Origin of the sequence: Citrobacter sp. Cf118, from assembly GCF_030334095.1 — a bacterium.
Classification (GTDB): Bacteria; Pseudomonadota; Gammaproteobacteria; order Enterobacterales; family Enterobacteriaceae; genus Citrobacter; species Citrobacter freundii.
In genome coordinates this window covers 226,612-245,757 of the sequence record NZ_JAOWES010000086.1, presented here as the reverse complement: position 1 = coordinate 245,757, position 19,146 = coordinate 226,612, and the positions used below count along the sequence as shown (strand labels likewise).

Genomic DNA, 19,146 nt, shown 5'->3' with positions numbered 1-19,146 from the left:
ACCGACCCGACAGCAAAAGGTTTTAAAGTGGTGAAAGGTCTATTATCATCGGCATATTACATATGAGCCGCGTACTGCTCGGGCCCGAAAAGGAATCAAATCACTATGCGCTGTAAAACGCTGACTGCTGCTGCAGCAGTACTACTGATGTTGACTGCAGGCTGTTCCACTCTGGAGCGAGTGGTTTACCGCCCTGACATCAACCAGGGAAATTATCTGACACCTACCGATGTCGCCAAAGTGCGCACGGGTATGACGCAACAGCAGGTTGCTTATGCTCTGGGTACACCAATGATGTCCGATCCTTTTGGCACTAACACCTGGTTTTATGTGTTCCGTCAGCAACCTGGTCATGAAGGCGTAACCCAGCAAACACTGACGCTGACTTTTAACAGCAGCGGCGTTTTGACCAACATTGATAATAAACCTACGTTGACCGACAACAAGTAGGATTAACAGATCAAAAAAAGGTGCTCAATGAGCACCTTTTTTATTGTCTGCTATTTTTTAGCGGATTTCTCTGCTCGCTGTCTGCGCAGCTCTTTCGGATCAGCAATCAGTGGCCGGTATATTTCCACCCGATCGCCGTCATGCAGAACATCAGCAAGCTTTACCGGACGGCTGTATATCCCGACTTTATTTTTGCTGAGATCGATATCGGTACGTAATTCCAGCAGCCCGGAAGCGCGGATAGCCTCTTCCACCGTAGCACCCTGTTGCAGCGTTACACGCTGTAGATACTGTTTCTCGGGCAGCGCATACGCCACTTCAACGACAATTTTAGCCGACGCTGACACTGTAAACCTCTTTCGCGCGAACCGTGAAGGCCTGCACCATGTTTGAAGCCAGTTCTTTAAAGATACGACCAAACGCCAGCTCGATTAACTTATTGGTAAACTCAAAATCGAGATGAAATTCAATACGACATGCTTCATGACTCAGTGGCGTAAACTTCCATCCGCCAATGAGTTTCTTGAACGGGCCGTCGACCAGATGCATCAGGATGCTCTGGTTACTGGTCAATTGATTGCGCGTGGTGAACGTTTTGCTAATCCCTGCTTTCGAGACATCCACAGCCGCGGTCATCTGTCCCGGAGTTGACTCCAGCACACGGCTACCGGTGCAACCCGGTAAAAACTGGGGATAGGATTTAACATCATTCACTAGCTGATACATCTGTTCCGCACTGTAAGGTACTAAAGCGGTCCGGCTAATCTGAGGCATAACAATTTCCATCAATATCAATCACACAAATAATACCATTTATCCCCCGCTAAAAAAAACGCTATAGCCTAACTCGTGCTAAGATAGCGCCTTGCGCCCCGCTGGATGAAATGGGGTGTTTTTCGATTCCAGATTACCTATACTGAGCGGCATTATGACGAAGAAAAAAGCACACAAACCTGGCTCAGCCACAATCGCGCTTAACAAGCGCGCACGACACGAATACTTTATTGAAGAAGAGTTCGAAGCAGGACTCGCTCTGCAAGGTTGGGAAGTCAAATCTCTGCGCGCAGGTAAAGCTAACATCGGCGATAGCTATGTCATCCTTAAAGACGGCGAAGCGTTCCTGTTTGGCGCCAACTTCACGCCAATGGCTGTTGCCTCAACGCATGTGGTATGTGATCCCACCCGTACCCGTAAGCTGTTGTTAAACCAGCGTGAACTCGACTCCCTGTATGGTCGTATGAATCGTGACGGTTATACCGTCGTTGCGCTTTCACTGTACTGGAAAAATGCCTGGTGCAAAGTGAAAATTGGCGTCGCAAAAGGTAAGAAACAGCACGACAAGCGCTCCGATGTGAAAGAACGCGAATGGCAGTTAGATAAAGCGCGCATTATGAAAAATGCTGGTCGCTAAACGCTACTCCTCTGTGACCAGTCTCTCACCCTGAGACTGGTTCTTATTTTTTAGTTATTGAAACCCACCCAATACATTCATCAAATTTATGGTTTATTTGTGCTGAATCGTTCAGGTATGAAATAAACTCCCATGGCATTACCGTAGCGACCCATAGTCTAATAAAATAAAACTTCAAGACCATATTGCCTATATTTAGATTTATTTTATAACACTATTATTACTGTTGTTTATTATATCCCCCACATTTCAATTTAAATAAAAAGCATTAAAATACAATAAGTTAACAAAAAACAAATCATTAAATACGCACCGGAAAGTATCCTTTTCAATTAGACAAATATATTTTTAATATGGATAAGTTGCAGAATACTTTCTTTCTGACTATATCATCTAATACGAAAGAACTATTCAGTCGGCAGGTCCCGAACGTATTTACTAAGTAAACGAACACCTGCATGACCTAATCAATGTAATTACATGTGTAAATTCATCTTTATGATGAACGGGGCCCCTGTCTGCTCATTTTCCCAGCGCGCTGTTGCGGATTAATACTCCCGACATGCCATCAGGAGTGAACATATGCGTCTACTCGCCGTTGTATCAAAATTAACTGGCGTTTCCACAAATGTTGAATCCTCTGAAGTTACGCTCAGTTCGCCTTCTATCGTGAAACTGTCGGTGTCGCGTGAGGAGGTAAGTCAACTAACACGCGTTAATCAGGATCTGGTTGTCACACTCCACTCGGGTGAAACCATCACCATTAAAAACTTCTACGTCGGAAAAGGTGATGCGCAAAACCAGCTTGTTCTGGAAGACAGCAATGGCGCGCTGTGGTGGGTTCAGGATACTGATGGAGCGTTCCACTTCCAGCATTTAGACGATCTCACTCCGCTAATGACTGCCGAGGGAAGCCATGAAGGCGGCGCCGTCTGGCCGTGGGTTCTTGGCGGGATCGCGGTTGCTGGCGGAATTGGCCTTGCCGCAGGTGGCGGCGGTGGAGGTGGCGGCGGTGGGAGCGATAACAACGCCGGAAGCGGTAATGGCAACAGTAACGGCGATGGTGGTGGAAACGGTAATGACGATGGCGATGGTGGCGATCCGCCAACGACAACACCTAACGCACCAGATGTGCCGATTATTACCAGTGTAATCGATGACCAGGAGCTAATTACTGGTCCTGTTAATCAGCAGGAATCCACCAACGATAATACGCCCACTCTCCAGGGTACCGGCCCCGCAAATGCTACATTGCATATTTTTGATAACGGCGTAGAAATCGGCCAAGTCGCTATCGATGCCAACGGCAACTGGTCGTTTACGCCATCCTCTCCACTCGCAGACGGTACCCACAAGTTTACCGTCAGTGCATCAGACGGTACAGGCAGCAGCGGCATGTCAGACAGTTGGGAGATTATTGTCGATACGCTTGCCCCCGACGCCCCAGTGGTCACAGAAGTAACTGACGATTCCGGTTCCATTAAAGGCTTGATCGGTATTAACGGCGTAACCGACGATGCCACGCCAACGCTCACAGGCACTGGCGAAGCCGGTTCTTACATCAGCATTTCTGATAACGGCATTCTGATTGGTATGGTCCAGGTGGATGGCAATGGCAACTGGACGTTTACACCGGACACACCGCTTAGCGACGGTGTTCACAATCTGACGCTGACGCAAACTGACGATGCGGGTAACGTGAGCTCGGAAACGAGCGTACCTACATTCACCGTCGATACTACCCCGCCTGAAGGCGCGGTCATTTCCTCCGTTAATCCGGAAGGCACTGAGGTAACCGGTAGTGCTGAGGCTGGAAGCCTGGTGATGATCATCGGTAGCAATAATCAGGTTCTGGGTTCAATAGCGGTCGGCCAAACCGGCAATTTCGTCATCACGATTTCACCTTCACAGACGCACGGTGAAGCGCTAATCGCGAAGATTCAGGACCAGGCCGGTAACATCGGGCCAGATACCCCATTCAATGCGACGAACTCGGGCTATCCTGGCGTACCGGTTATCGTCAGCGTGATGGATGACTTCTCCCCATCAACCGGGCCATTGAGCAACAATCAGGCCACCAACGATAATACCCCCACGCTCTCTGGCACTGCCGATGCCAACAGCACAGTGACTATTTACGACAACGGCACAATTATCGTCAGCGTACTGGCTGACGGTAACGGTAACTGGACATGGACTTCCAGCTCCCCGTTATCAGATGAGTTACACGCCTTCACCGCCACCGCGACAAACCAGTCAGGTACAGGAGGCATGTCACCAGCGTTCAATATCAACATCGACACCCAACCACCGTCGCCACCTGATGATCTCAACGTATCTGCGGATGGGACTGTCGTCACCGGAACGACCGAGCCAGGCAATACCGTAGTTATCACCAGCAGTAGCGGAACTCAGATCGGCAGCGGAGTCGCCGGGCCGGATGGCTCATTTACCATCACCATTAACCCACCACAGACCAATGGCGAAACCATTGAAGCCATCGCAACCGATCCGGCAGGAAACCCAAGCCTGCCAGAAACTGCGCTTGCACCAGACATTACCGCGCCACAGCCCCCAACAAACCTGCTAGTTAATGGCACTGGAGACCAGGTCACCGGCAAGGCCGAACCCAACAGTACGGTCAATATTCTGGATCCGGATGGCAATATCATTGGAACAGCAACTGCCGATACAAATGGGGATTTCACCGCAACGTTGGTTCCGCCACAAACCAACGGCGAGACCCTTACGGCAAATGCGACCGACACCGCAGGCAACAAGGGCGACGACGCCTCTGTCAACGCACCGGACACCACCGCACCTGATGCGCCGACAGGCGTCACAGTTGCAGGAAATGGTGGAGCGGTTAGCGGTCACGCCGAAGCCGGAAGTACCATCACCGTCAAAGACAGCAACGGGGCTCCTATTGGCGTGGGTCAGGCTGACAGCGGCGGCAATTTCACCGTCCAGATCACCCCGTCGAAAATCAACAATGAAACAGTAAACGTCACCGCAACGGACAGCACTGGTAACGAAAGCCTGCCAACTTCAGCTGTTGCCCCGGATCTCACCGCGCCAAACCAACCCGTTATCATTGCCGTTACTGATGACGTCGCCGATATCACAGGCCCCATCAATAACAATGGGTTAACCAACGACGATAAACCGAAAATTGAGGGCAAAGCAGAGGCCGGCTCTCAGGTCAAAATTTACGATAACGGAACTCTGCTTACGACCATTACCGCTGATATCAACGGTGACTGGAACTATACGCCCACCTCGGCATTGGGCCAGGGGGCACACGTATTTACAGTGACGGCAACCGATGCCGCTAATAACACCAGCACCGCCGCCAGTTGGAAAATCATTGTCGACAGCATCGCCCCCAGCGTACCGGTTATTACGCTTATCTACGATGACGTTGGCAGCATCACCGGCAACGTCGCGAACAACGGATTCACCAACGACAAAACGCCAACAATCTCAGGAACCGGTGAACCCGGTTCGCTGGTGACGCTGTATGATAATGGTCTGCAAATGGCAGTCTTTTTTATCGACAGAACAGGCACCTGGAGCCATAACGTTACAACCGATGAGGCCCTCGCCGAAGGCACTCACCGTTTTACGGTGACCGCAACGGATGCCGCCGGGAACGTCGTCACTTCCCCCAATCCTGTCATCGTGACCGTTGATACCCTGGCACCCGCAGCGCCCGTTATTGTGAGCGCCACGGACGACGTCGGGAATGCACCAACCGATCTGCCCACCGGCAGCCGTTCAAACGATACCCTGCCGCTGCTGAAGGGAACCGGGACCGTCGACTCCACCATCACTATCTATGATGGCGCCACGCCAATAGGCACCACCACGGTCCTGGCCGGGGGCACCTGGAGTTTCCAGGTCACTCAACCGCTGAGTGAAGGTCCACATGCGCTGTCGGCTATCGCAACCGACGCGGCGGGTAACGCCAGCAGCGCCGGGAACTTCACGCTGACCATCGATACCACCCCACCCGCCGCCCCTGTCATCTCATCGGCGGAAGGCCTGGTTGGCAGCAGCACACAAACGCTGATTAACGGTGGCAGCACGAAAAGCGCCGAACCCACACTGTCGGGAACCGGTGAACCGGGTGCGACTATTACTATTTATGATAATAGCGCCCCGATTGGCAGCGCCCTCGTACAGCCAAATGGGACCTGGACATTTATCCCAGACACTCCGCTTCTGGATGGCCCGCACAAATTCACCGCCACGGCGACTGACGTAGCAGGCAACGTGGGGATCCCATCCGCTGGCTTTACGCTGACGGTGGATAATCTACCACCAGTGAAACCCGAACCACCAACCATCACTGACGACGCCAATCCGATCACGGGGATCGTCACTAACGGTATCACCAACGATACCACGCCAACCTTTAGCGGTACGGGAAGCGCCGGCGATCTGATTACCATTTATCTTAGCGGTACTCCGCCATTGCAAGGTACGGCAACGGTTGGCGCAGACGGCACCTGGAGCTTTACGCCACCCGCCCCTGTCGCCCCAGGCAGTTACCAGATAACCGTCACCGCAACCGATCCGGCTGGCAACGTTAGCCAGCCATCAGTGGCGACTAACCTGGAAATCGACACTACGCCATCTGCTCCTCCGGTTATTATCGCCGCCAATGATAACGTCGGCGGTTTCCAGGGCGACCTCGCCCCCAACGCGGTAACCGACGACACAACCCCGACTATTCGCGGAACCGGCACAGACGGTGATACCATCACCTTGTACAACGGCAGTACGGTGATCGGCACCACAACGGTCGTTGGCGGCGTCTGGAGTATTACTCCCGGAACGGCACTGGCAAACGGCAGCTACACGCTGACCGCCACCGCCACCGATCCGGCAGGTAATACCAGCGGCAGCTCAAACAGCGTCTCGTTTACGGTTAACACCACAACGCTGACCCAGCCGCAGGTAACGGATATTCAGGATAACGTCGGGATCATTACCGGCTCACTGACCAACAACAGCGTGACGGACGATACCACCCCGACGATAAGCGGGACCGGCACGCCGGGCAGTACCGTGCTCATTTATGAGGGTGGCAATCCTGTTGCAATTGCCACGGCCACCGTTGCCGCGAACGGCACCTGGAGTGTGGATGTTCCTCTGACACCAAATGCCACCCATACGCTAACGTTCGGTGCCAAAGATGCCGCGGGTAACGTGCTGGCGGCAGGCAATCCGGTGATATTGAAGATTGATACGCTGCCTCCCGGCGACCCAATTGTTACTAGCGTTAACCCTGATGGCACACAGGTTAGTGGTACGGCCGAAGAAGGCAGCACCGTCATTATTCGCAGCGGAACAACGGTTCTCGGTCAGGGGATCGCAGACGGTTCAGGAAATTACGTCATCACGATTTCACCAGCGCAAACGGCTGGTCAGGCACTGAATGCCATCGCCCAGGATCCCGCGGGTAACCAGAGCAATCCCACCCCGTTTACCGCTGCCACCTCCAGCGTTCCACATCCGCCAACTCTTGAGATCGTGGATGACGTAGCCCCCGGCATGGGCGAAATCGGCAGCGGTAAAACCACTAACGATACCTTACCGTTGTTGCAAGGAACCGCCACGGCTGGGGCTACAGTGACTATCTATCAAAATGGCGCGTCTATCGCCACGGTCACCGCCGATGCGGTTTCCGGCGCCTGGAGTTATCAGTTGCTCACCCCGCTAACTAACGGCACAACCTATAACTTCGCAGTGTCACAAACCGTCAACTCAATACCCAGCGGGCAGTCACCCAATTATGCCATTACCATCGACACCACCGCGCCGCTGGCACCGCTCATCACCAGCATTATCGATGACGTTTCGCCCGGCAGTGGGCCGCTGGATAAAGGACAAATTACCAATGACTCACGCCCGACCTTAAACGGAACCGGCGAAGCGGGAGCAACCATCACCCTCTACGATAACGGTATCGCTTATGCCACAACCACAGTAAACAGCAACGGATTCTGGAGCTTTACCCCGACAGACGCGCTGGGAGAAGGCAATCACCTCTTTACCGCTCGCGCAACCGATGCTGCTGGCAACCAAGGCGATGCCTCCGCTGATTTTCTGATCATTGTTGATACTTTAATTCCGAATGCCCCCACCATTGTCACAGTCACAGACAACGTTGGCACCATTCAAAACCTGACGTCCGGACAGTCAACCAACGATAACACCCCGACGCTTGCTGGCGTCACTGAAGCGGACTCTGTGGTCACTATTCGCGATAATGGCGCGGTGATCGGCACGGCGATCAGCGACGGAAGTGGCAACTGGAGCTTTACGCCAGCTCCTGCGCTCAGTGAAGGCAGCCACTCGCTGACTGCAACCGTCACGGATGGCGCAGGTAACATCAGCCCTGCGACACCACCGTTCACACTGGTCGTCGATACGCTACCGCCCGCAGCCCCGGTCATCACCTCAGTCATTGACGATCAGCCAGGCAATACATCGCTGGCAAACGGGCAACTGACCAACGACGCGCAGCCTACGCTGAACGGCACAGGGGAAGTGGGTGCCATCATCACCATTAAAGATAAAGGTGTCGACATCGGTACTGCGCAAGTAGATGGCTCAGGCAACTGGACCTTTACACCGGGAAGCGCACTAGGCCAGGGTCAGCATGTCTTTACTGCGGTGGCTACTGACCAGGCCGGTAACACCGGGGGAGCCTCTTCATCCTTTACCCTCGAACTGGATTCTATTGCTCCCGTAGCGCCGGTCATCAGTACGGTGCAAGACAACACTGCTCCCACCACCGGGCCGATCGGTAACGGTCAGACGACGAACGAAACCCGCCCGGCACTGAGCGGCAGCGGTGAAGTTGGCGCAACCATCACCGTTCTGAGTGACGGCTTGCCGATTGGCACCACCACCGTCGGCGCTGGCGGCACCTGGAGTTTTACCCCAACAGATGCGCTGGGTAACGGTACGCATACGCTGACCGTCACCGCCACCGACAGCGCGGGCAATACCAGCCCTGCCTCCAACGGCTTTACGCTCACGGTTGATTCCGTATCGCCGAACGCACCGCTCATAACTCAGGTCACCGATGATGTCGGCCCGCTGACCGGAAATCTGAACAACGGCCAGGCGACAAACGATGCGCGCCCTACCCTCAGCGGCACGGCAGAGGCCAATTCAACGGTTAAAATTTACGACAACGGCACGCTGATCGATACCGTTTCGGCAGACGGGGGCGGTGCATGGATTTTCACGCCGGGAACAGCGCTGAGCAACGGCAACCACACGCTGACGGTGACAGCAACCGACGCAGCCGGAAACGTTAGCTCAACGTCCGCTGGATTTAACATCGTTGTTGATACTGTTGCCCCGCTTGCGCCAACGATTATCCAGGCTTTTGATGACGTGGTGCCGGGAACCGGAACGCTGTCGAACGGCGCTTACACCAATGATACTCGCCCCGTACTGAACGGCTCGGCGGAAGCCGGTGCCCGGGTAGCCATCTACGATAATGGCACGCTGCTGGCGACGGTGACAGCGGCAATAGATGGCACCTGGGAATATCTGCCTGCCACACTGGGCAACGGCCCGCATGTCTTTACCGCCATTGCCACGGATGCCGCCGGGAACGTCAGCCCCACCTCAAGCGAATTTATTATCAACGTTGACACGATCGCGCCGTCAGCGCCGCTCCTGACCTCGGTGGTGGATGACGTCGCAGGCGGTGTGTTCAACGCGGGACTTAGCAACGGGCAACTGACTAACGATGCCCGACCAACGCTCAACGGTACCGCCGAAGCAGGCAGCACCGTCAGCATCTATGACGGCAGCACCCTGCTGGGCACGGCGCTGGTACATAGTAATAACAGCTGGACGTTTACCCCAACCACGCCGCTGGCGAATGGATCGCACACCTTCACCGTCACCGCCACCGATGCGGCGGGCAACACCAGCGGCGCAACGGCAGGCTTTAGCGTAGTGGTCGACACCACGGCACCAACGCAGCCTTCAATCAGCAGCATTATTGACGATGTCGGACCAAACACCGGGGTGATTGGCAATAATCAGCCAACCAACGACGCACGCCCAACGTTAAACGGCACCACGGAAGCCAACGCTCGGGTCGATATTTATGATAACGGCACCTTTGTAACCAGCGTAACGGCGGACGGCAGCGGCAGCTGGAATTACACGCCACCTACGGCGTTGGGTCAGGGGACGCATTCCTTCACCATCACAGCAACAGACACCGCAGGTAATACCAGCGGGCTATCGTCTGCCTCCGCAATTGTGGTCGATACCGTCGCACCGGGTATTCCAACCGGTCTGGCGGTCAACGCCAACGGCACCACGTTGACCGGCGTTGCCGAAGCGAACAGTACGGTGATCATCACCTCCAGCAGCGGAACCGTACTTGGTACCGCAACAGCCAACGCCTCCGGTAATTTCACCTTCACGCTGAGCCCACCGCAAATCAGTGGGCAAACGCTGCTGGTCAGCGCACAGGATGCCGCAGGCAACATCGGCACAGCGGGTAACGTGCTGGCACCGTTTACTGGCGTACCGCCTGCGCCGGTTATTGCCAGCGTATTTGACGACGTGGGCACAATTACAGGTCTGGTCGCGGCAGGTAAAACCACCAATGATACCCGTCCAGCCCTTAGCGGAACGGCGCAGGCTAACGCCATCATCAATCTGTACAACAACGGCGTACTCATGGGTAGTACGACCGCAGATAGTAACGGGCTCTGGAACTTTACCCCATCCGGCGCGCTCAGCGAAGGTAACCACACGTTTACCGCCACGGCAACAAACGCCAACGGCGTAAGCGGGGTGTCCGGCTCGTTCAGCGTGATTGTGGATACCACGCCGCCGACCGCACCAACGATACTGATCAGCGCCGATGGCGGTACCATCAGCGGCGTCGCCGAAGCGGGAAGCACGGTTACCATCTCTCTGCCCGGCGGCACCAGCGTGACGGCAATCGCCAACAGCAGCGGTGTCTACAGCGTCAACCTGCCGGTTCGCCAGATTGAGGGGCAGTCGCTGTCCGCCACGGCGACCGATGCGGCGGGAAATACCTCATTGCCAACAAGCGCTATCGCGCCGGTATTGCCGCTGCTGGCTGAAGACAATGTCACCAGTCTGCCTCTACAAACCGATGTCACCGTCAGCACCGAGCATCAAAGCGATTATGGTTTCCTGTTGGTCAATGCGCTGGGAAATGTCGCCAACGTGCTGGGGAACGATACAGCAAGCGTCAATTTCAGCATCGCTTCTGGCGGCAGCGGATCCATTACGATCAATGCCGCAGCGACCGGCGTGGTGCTGTCGCTATTAAACACGCTTGAAGTCGTCATCCAGCGCTTTGACACCGGGCTGAATGCCTGGGTAACGGTGGTGGATACCGGGAAACCAGACTTTGCCAGCCTGCTCACCCTGGGCGCCTCGGGCGTAACGCTCAATTACAGCGGACTGACTGGCGGGGATTACCGCGTGGTCAGCTACAACACCAACCTACTGGCGACAGGGGCATACACCAGCCTTGATGTCTCGGTGGTAAAAGCCAGCGCAGGGACCATCACCGGTGGTACTACCGAGTCTGGCAATATCATCACCGATACCGATCCCGCCAATGGGCAGGATAACGCCCCTTCCGGCACGCTGGTCACCACCATCACTGACGGTAACGGCAACGTGGTGAACATCCCGGCGGGCGGCATTGATATACAGGGAAAATACGGCACCCTGCATATCAATCAGAATGGTAGCTACACCTATACTCTGACCAATACGTCAATCTCAGTGTATGGACGTTCCGAAAGCTTCACCTACACGCTAACGCATGGCAGCGATCACTCCTCGGCAAAACTGGTGGTCACGCTGGGTCAGGCCCCAACCACCAGCACGGTAACGGCGGCAGACGATGTGGCTGCGCTGACTTACGGGACGCAGGTCATCGCAGTCGACAACCATCCATCACAACAAACCGGCTTCACGCTCGCCAGCGTTGGTTTGGGACAATTGTTGGATGTCAGCCTGGTCAACGGTTTGACCAATCCGATTAAATTCAATGTTGATGACGGCGCGACACGAACGATCACGGTTCAGGCCAACGTACTTGGCGTAACGCTGGGCGGCTTTGATCTCTATGTCTACCGCTTCAACGAGTCTATTCAGCAGTATGAGCAGTACCGGGTACAGCCGAACTGGGTCACCGCCCTGCTGGGCGGCAGTTCATCGGCGTATACCATTACGCTGCCGGGCGGTGACTATCTGTTCCTGCTTAACGCTTCCGGCGGCCTGACGCTGTTGACCAGCTATACCCTGAATATTCAGGCCGATCACACCTACGCCGTCGACAGTCTGAGTGCAGCAACCAATGGAAATCTGCTGGCCAACGACTCGGCTCCGGCTAATACCGTTATCACCGAAGTTAACGGTGTCACCGTTAACACAACGGGCACTACCACCATTAACGGACAGTACGGCACGCTGACTATTGATGCGAAAGGGAACTACACCTACACGCTGAGAAGCGGACTGGGCGCAGACGGTATCAATACGCCGGACAGCTTCGTGTATAAGGTCAAAGCACCAAACGGCGATACCGGCAGCGCGTCGCTGAACATTACGGCAACCCCACAGGCGCTGGATGCCGTAAACGACATCAGCAGCCAGATGGCGGTCACCACCCAGGCCGATACATCCAGGTCGTTTACCGACAACAGCGTTGGCAACGCCAGCTGGAGCGCCCAACTCCTTTCACCCACCTCACAAAATGGTACTGGCGTCATTGAAGTCGCGACGGGAACGGCGGTGCAAAACGCCATACTGCATTTTAACGTCGCTTCAGGTCTGACGCTGGGCGGACTGACCGTCACCTGGGCGCTGTATGACAGCAACAACGTCAAGATTGCCGGTAACTCATTCAATGGCGGATTGCTGATTGGCGGCAATATTGATATTGCCCTCAGCGGGGTAGTACTGCACCCCGGCAACTATCGCCTCGACTATACCGGCAGCGTCGGGGCTCTGGGGCTGGGGAATATCACCATCACCCCCAGCGTGAAAGGCACGATAATCGACCTGCAAAACTTCGAGACTTCCACAGCGAATAGCGTCACCGGCAATATTTATGACGGAGACCATATTGCCAGCGTGCATACCTTGCTAACGGTGAATGGCACGGGCGGCAGCGCCGCCACGCTGGATCCGCTGAGCAGCACGACCAGCGCCATCATTAACGGGTTGTACGGCAAACTGACCATTGGCATTGATGGTCATTACACCTATGCCCTCAACAGCGATGTCTCGCTCTCCACCATCGTCACCAAAGAGACATTTACCTACACCCTTAACGACCTGAATGGCCATACCGATACCGCTACGCTGACCATCAATATGAATCCGCAAGTGGTGAGTACCGTCGATGCCGATCGCCTGACTGGCAGCGCCTACGGCGATACGCTGATTTATCACCTGCTCAATGCCAACGACGCTACCGGCGGTAACGGAACAGCGGACACCTGGACCAACTTCTCGCTGGCCCAGGGTGACAAAATCGATATCGGTGACCTGCTGGTGGGCTGGAACGGGCAGAACGCGACGCTCGGCAACTACCTCACCGTTACCACCAGCGGTAACAACACGGTTATTGCCATCGACCGTGACGGTACGGGCAACACTTATCACTCAACCAATCTCATCACGCTGGAGAACGTACACACCACGCTCGACGAGCTGGTACAACAAAATCACATTGTGCCCTGAAGTGAACATATAGCGTTAAAGCGCCATAACTACAGCCCCGGATGCGATGACATCCGGGGCAATAACAGTCGTCGCTGCCGTATTTTGTAAGGGATAATCTATGAGAAATGTCGCGCCTGTTGCCTTACTGCTGGCATTAACGCTCTGTACCCTGCGGGTGAATGCCGAAGATGAACCGCAAATTATTACGCCGGAAGGACTGGCCACTAGCCAGATGCTTCCCTCGCTTGACGGCGCGGTTGCCGATCTGCCGCTGAGCGCTGCCGCTCCCGGTAGCCTGACGCTCAACGACGCGGTGAGTCGTGCCGTGAGCTGGCATCCTTCTATTCGTGAATCCATCGGCAAACTGCTCTCACAAAACGAGCAAATCGACGTGGCGAAGTCAAAATATTACCCGCAGGTTTCTGCCGGAATGAACAACGGTTACAGCAATACCTACACCGACCACGGCTTTAGCCCGGCGCTGGTGATTTCGGTATCGCAAATGCTGTACGACTTCGGCAAAGTGGCAAGCCAGGTCCGCGCCGAGACCGCCGGAGCCGCACAACAGCAGGCGAATGTGTTACTCAGTATTGATACCATCGCCCACGCCACCGCCAACGCGATAGTCCAGGTGCAGACGTGGCAGCAAATGGTGGACGCCGCCGAAGAGCAGCTCACCGCCTTAAACGGCATTGGTCGACTGACCCGTCAACGCAATGATGAAGGGGCAACCTCGCTGTCAGACGTGGTGCAAACCGATGCGCGTATCGAGTCTGCACGTTCTCAGTTGGCGCAGTATCAGGCCAATCTCGACAGCAGCAAGGCAACGCTGATGAGCTTCCTCGGCTGGAACTCGCTTAACGGCATCAGCAATGAATTCCCGGTCAAACTGGACAGCAGTTGTGATGTGGTCAAACCGGACGATAAACTGGTTCCCGCGGTCCTGGCGGCCTGGGCACAAGCGAATGTAGCGCAGGCAAATCTCGACTACGCCAACGCGCAGATGACGCCCACCATCTCTCTGGAACCGTCGGTTCAGCACTATCTCAACGACAAATACCCCAGCCATGAGGTACTCGACAAAACCCAGTATTCTGCATGGGTAAAAGTTGAGATGCCGCTGTATCAGGGAGGCGGACTCACCGCCAGACGCAACGCCGCCAGCCATGCGGTAGAATCTGCACAATACTCCATCCAGCGCACCCGACTCGAAGTACGGCAGAAATTACTGGAGTCCCGCAGCCAGGCGATGAGCCTCGCCACCGCCCTGCAAATTCTACGTCGCCAACAGCGGCTGAGCGAACAAACGCGCGAGCTTTATCAACAGCAATATCTTGACCTTGGCTCGCGCCCGCTGCTCGACGTGCTTAACGCCGAGCAAGAGGTGTATCAGGCCCGTTTTGCTGAACTCCAGACTCAAAACCAGCTGCGCCAGCTCCAGTTGAACTGTCTCTATAACACCGGCTCGCTTCGCCAGGCGTTCGCCTTAAATAATCGCAGCATTCAATCGGTGGAGATCAAGCTATGAGCAACCTCGATTCACATGCGGATGATGTAATTGGCGAACACGCCCTGAGCCAGTGGGCGCAGGCGATGACGCATATTGCCAATCACTATCGCGTGGCCTGTTCTCCTGGCGCAATCCAGGCCAACGCCCCATGGTTTGCGGGAAAAAGCCGGGCCACGGCCCTGTCGCAACTGGCGCGTCAGGCGGGACTGTCATTTCATGCGCTGAATACCGCCGCGCAGGCGTTCGGTCAATGGCGCCTGCCAGTGGTGGCGGAACTGCGCGACGGCCAACTGATGGTAATAGAACATTTCAACGGCGAAGATACGTTAGATGTTTTCATCATCGCCGAAGAGGGCCAGCGTAACAGGTTAACGATTGCAGAACTTCTGCCGGAGATCGTGAGCATTACCGCGCTGCGCCCGCTGTCGGCGCTGAAGGACAGTCGGGTAGACCGCTATATTTCGCGCTTCAAGCCCGACTGGATGCGCGAACTGGTGTTAAAGGACATCCGCCCTTACCTGCCGGTCATGATTGCCGCCTTTCTGATTAACGTCCTGTCGCTCGCCGGGATTATCTTTTCCATGCAGGTCTATGACCGGGTGATCCCCGCCCAGTCTTATCCAACGCTGTATGTTCTCTCTACCGGTGTTCTGGTGGCGGTGCTGTTTGGCTTTTTGCTGCGCGAAGCGCGTACCCACATAATGGATCTGCTTGGCAAACGCGCCGATATGCGCATTTCCGATCGCGTGTTTAGCCACGCATTGCGGCTGCGCAACAGCGCCGTCCCCCGCTCGACGGGGAGCTTTATTTCTCAACTGCGCGAGCTGGAACAAGTTCGCGAGATGATCACCTCTTCGACCATGTCGACCATTGTCGATCTGCCGTTTTTCTTTCTGTTTATCGTGGTGCTGGCATTTATCGCCCCGCCGCTGGCGTGGATTGCCCCCGTCGCGGCCCTGCTGATGATCCTGCCTGGCTTGCTGTTACAGAAGAAGCTGGCGGTGCTCGCCAACCAGGCTGCCCATGAATCCACCCTGCGCAACGCGGTGCTGGTCGAAAGCGTCCAGGGGCTGGAAGACATCAAGCTGATGCAGGCGGAAAACCGCTTTTTACAGCAGTGGAACAGCTATATCCGTATTACCGGAGAGTCAGGGCTACGCACGCGTAAGCTGACTCAAGGGCTGATTGGCTGGGGCATGTCGGTACAAAGCCTGGTCTACGCCGCCATCATTATGTTTGGCGCGCCGATGGTCATTGAAGGCACGATGACCACCGGCGCCGTGGTGGCGGCTTCAATGCTCGGTTCCAGAATGATTGCCCCGATGGCTAATCTGTGCGGCGTGCTGGCCCGCTGGCAACAGGTTAAGGCGGCGAAGATGGGATTAGACAGCATCATGCAGCTTCCCACCGAAACGCAGTACGACGAAGACCGGGTGCATCAGGAGATTTTTCACGGCCATTATCTTTTTGAAAACGCACACTTTCGCTACCACAGCGACGATCAGCGCGTTCCACTGCGGATCACGCGTCTGGAAGTCATGCCCGGCGAACGGGTGGCGATCCTCGGGCGTAACGGTGCCGGAAAATCAACGCTGCTACAGGCCATGGCCGGCGGCGTGGAGATTATCCAGGGCGATGTCCGGCTCGATAACCTGAGTCTGGCGCAAATTGATATGGCCGATTTACGCCGCAATATCGGTTTTCTCAGCCAGAATGCGCGACTGTTTTTCGGCACCCTACGCGAGAACCTGACCCTCGGCGCACCGCACGCCAGCGACGCGCAGATCTTCGAAGCGCTGGAGGTCAGCGGCGCGGCTGCTTTCGTTAAACAGCTCGCCAAAGGGCTGGCGCATCCCATTATGGAAGGCGGCAACGGTTTGTCCGGTGGACAACGGCAGTCGATCCTGCTGGCTAGAATGCTGCTGCGATCGCCCAATATCGTGCTGCTCGATGAACCCAGCGCCTCGCTGGATGAACATACCGAGCGGGAGTTTATTCAGCGCCTCAACCAGTGGTTGGGTAACCGCACATTGATTGTCGCCACCCATCGCGTACCGGTTCTGGAACTGGTCGAGCGTGTGGTGGTGTTGAAAGAAGGTCAACTGGTCATGGATGCCCCGAAAGCGCAGGCGTTGAATGCGAGCCGGGCACCTGCCCCAACTCACGGTCGGGAGTGGAAAAATGAAAACCAATCCGCATGATGCCGCCATGGACGACCTCGATATCCGCCGCGAGCACCGTTTTTCCGGGGCCAGCCGCATTATTCTGCTCAGCACGCTGCTGTTTGCCGTCCTGGGTATCTGGGCATATTTCGGCAAGCTGGATGAAGTCTCAACCGGCAGCGGGAAAGTGATCCCCAGCTCGCGAGAGCAAGTCTTGCAATCACTGGATGGCGGTATTCTCGCCGAACTGACGGTCCGCGAGGGAGATAAAGTCCAGGCTAATCAAATTGTTGCTCGCCTCGACCCCACCCGTTCAGAGTCCAACGTTGGGGAGAGCGCCGCCCGTTATCGCGCCTCACTGGCCTCCAGCGCAAGGCTCAATGCCGAAGTTAACGATCTACCGCTGGTCTTTCCCGATTCGCTGCGCGCCTGGCCGGATCTCATCGCCTCCGAAACTCGCCTGTATAAAAGCCGCCGCGCGCAGCTTGCGGATTCAATGGCGGAACTGCAGGATGCGCTGGTCTCGGTAAATAAAGAATTGGTCATTACTCAGCGACTGGAGAAAAGCGGTGCCGCCAGCCACGTAGAAGTGCTGCGCCTGCAACGCCAAAAAAGCGATCTGGGATTAAAAATCACCGACCTGCGCTCGCAATATTTCGTGCAGGCGCGGGAAGCGCTGTCAAAAGCCAACGCCGAAGTGGATATGCTGGCGGCTATTTTAAAAGGACGCGAGGATTCCGTCACCCGCCTGACCGTACGCGCGCCGATGCGTGGTATTGTGAAAAATATCCAGGTCACCACCATTGGCGGCGTTATTCCGCCCAACGGCGAGATGATGGAGATTGTGCCGCTGGACGATCATCTGCTGATCGAAACCCGCCTGTCGCCGCGTGATATCGCGTTCATCCATCCTGGCCAGCGGGCGCTGGTGAAGATAACCGCCTATGACTACGCCATTTACGGCGGTCTGGAAGGCGTAGTCGAAACCATCTCACCGGACACCATTCAGGATAAAGTGAAACCGGAAATCTTCTATTACCGCGTGTTTATCCGCACCCATCAGGACTTCTTACAGAACAAACTGGGACGCCATTTCTCCATCGTACCGGGCATGATTGCCACAGTGGATATAAAAACAGGTGAAAAAACCATCGTCGACTATTTAATCAAACCGTTTAATCGCGCAAAAGAAGCGCTGCGTGAGCGCTAAATCCTTGAGGATTAGGGGTTGCGGGGGCTGGTCACGCGTGTCACAAGTCTGTTATACTTGTCCTAACACATTGGGGCTGATTCTGGATTCGACGGGATTCGCGAAACCCAAGGTGCATGCCGAGGGGCGGTTGGCCTCGTAAAAAGCCGCAAAAAAATAGTCGCAAACGACGAAAACTACGCTTTAGCAGCTTAATAACCTGCTCTGAGCCCTCTCTCCCTAGCTTCCGCTCTTAAGACGGGGATCAAAGAGAGGTCAAATCCAAAAGAGATCGCGTGGATGCCCTGCCTGGGGTTGAAGCGTTAAATCTAATCAGGCTAGTCTGGTAGTGGCGTGTCTGTCCGCAGGTGCCAGGCGAATGTAAAGACTGACTAAGCATGTAGTACCGAGGATGTAGGAATTTCGGACGCGGGTTCAACTCCCGCCAGCTCCACCAAAATTTTCCATCGGTGATTACCAGAGTCATCCGATGAAGTCCTAAGAGCCCGCACGGCACAAGCCCTGCGGGCTTTTTTGTGCCCTCAATTTGTCCCGCGAAGTCCGAAGATAACTAATTAAATCCGAACCTTTTAGGCCCATTGATAGGCCCAACGAAAAGCTCTATTGTTTTCGTTGGGCCTAAACGCATGGAGACTCC

Annotated in this window: 8 protein-coding genes and 1 other RNA gene; 7 read left to right on the top strand and 2 right to left on the bottom strand. The window is 55.3% G+C overall.

The genetic code is table 11. The annotated features are described in order from the left end of the window. The first annotated feature begins 105 nt into the window (after window positions 1-105). Window positions 106-450, top strand: coding sequence for an outer membrane protein assembly factor BamE (gene bamE, locus OGX67_RS15140; RefSeq protein WP_003031218.1), 345 nt, complete (start codon window positions 106-108; stop codon window positions 448-450). 50 nt (window positions 451-500) lie between these two features. Here the strand turns inward: bamE and OGX67_RS15135 are convergent, their stop codons facing one another. Both OGX67_RS15135 and ratA read right to left on the bottom strand, forming a co-directional pair. Then, on the bottom strand, window positions 501-797 hold the full coding sequence (locus tag OGX67_RS15135; RefSeq protein WP_003839823.1) for an RnfH family protein: 297 nt from the start codon (window positions 795-797) through the stop codon (window positions 501-503). Further along, window positions 781-1,224, bottom strand: coding sequence for a type II toxin-antitoxin system toxin RatA (ratA, locus tag OGX67_RS15130; RefSeq protein ID WP_003031213.1), 444 nt, complete (start codon window positions 1,222-1,224; stop codon window positions 781-783). Before ratA ends, OGX67_RS15135 begins: the two co-directional genes overlap by 17 nt. A gap of 154 nt (window positions 1,225-1,378) precedes the next feature. Between ratA and smpB the strand changes: the two genes are divergently transcribed. The 6 genes from smpB (at window position 1,379) to ssrA (ending at window position 18,945) form a co-directional block, all read left to right on the top strand. Continuing rightward, window positions 1,379-1,861: an SsrA-binding protein SmpB gene (gene smpB, locus OGX67_RS15125; protein ID WP_003031211.1), complete on the top strand. Its 483-nt coding sequence runs from the start codon at window positions 1,379-1,381 to the stop codon at window positions 1,859-1,861. 582 nt (window positions 1,862-2,443) lie between these two features. Next, the gene (locus tag OGX67_RS15120) at window positions 2,444-13,645 is read left to right on the top strand and encodes a BapA/Bap/LapF family large adhesin (protein ID WP_257651571.1); all 11,202 of its coding nucleotides are present in this window, start codon (window positions 2,444-2,446) and stop codon (window positions 13,643-13,645) included. A gap of 100 nt (window positions 13,646-13,745) precedes the next feature. After that, complete coding sequence (locus OGX67_RS15115; RefSeq protein ID WP_003845860.1) at window positions 13,746-15,155, top strand: TolC family outer membrane protein; 1,410 nt, start codon at window positions 13,746-13,748, stop codon at window positions 15,153-15,155. After that, window positions 15,152-17,338, top strand: coding sequence for a type I secretion system permease/ATPase (locus OGX67_RS15110; RefSeq protein ID WP_213169428.1), 2,187 nt, complete (start codon window positions 15,152-15,154; stop codon window positions 17,336-17,338). Before OGX67_RS15115 ends, OGX67_RS15110 begins: the two co-directional genes overlap by 4 nt. Before the next feature lie 7 nt (window positions 17,339-17,345). Then, on the top strand, window positions 17,346-18,509 hold the full coding sequence (locus OGX67_RS15105) for a beta-barrel domain-containing protein (protein WP_087879443.1): 1,164 nt from the start codon (window positions 17,346-17,348) through the stop codon (window positions 18,507-18,509). A 72-nt stretch (window positions 18,510-18,581) separates the two neighbouring features. Then, window positions 18,582-18,945: a transfer-messenger RNA gene (ssrA, locus tag OGX67_RS15100) on the top strand. The last annotated feature ends 201 nt before the right edge of the window (window positions 18,946-19,146 follow it).

Coding starts and splice junctions, on each gene's coding strand:
- bamE (WP_003031218.1), top strand. CDS start 106: ATGCGCTGTAAAACGCTGACTGCTGCTGCAGCAGTACTACTGATGTTG.
- ratA (WP_003031213.1), bottom strand. CDS start 1,224: ATGCCTCAGATTAGCCGGACCGCTTTAGTACCTTACAGTGCGGAACAG.
- smpB (WP_003031211.1), top strand. CDS start 1,379: ATGACGAAGAAAAAAGCACACAAACCTGGCTCAGCCACAATCGCGCTT.
- OGX67_RS15120 (WP_257651571.1), top strand. CDS start 2,444: ATGCGTCTACTCGCCGTTGTATCAAAATTAACTGGCGTTTCCACAAAT.
- OGX67_RS15115 (WP_003845860.1), top strand. CDS start 13,746: ATGAGAAATGTCGCGCCTGTTGCCTTACTGCTGGCATTAACGCTCTGT.
- OGX67_RS15110 (WP_213169428.1), top strand. CDS start 15,152: ATGAGCAACCTCGATTCACATGCGGATGATGTAATTGGCGAACACGCC.
- OGX67_RS15105 (WP_087879443.1), top strand. CDS start 17,346: ATGGACGACCTCGATATCCGCCGCGAGCACCGTTTTTCCGGGGCCAGC.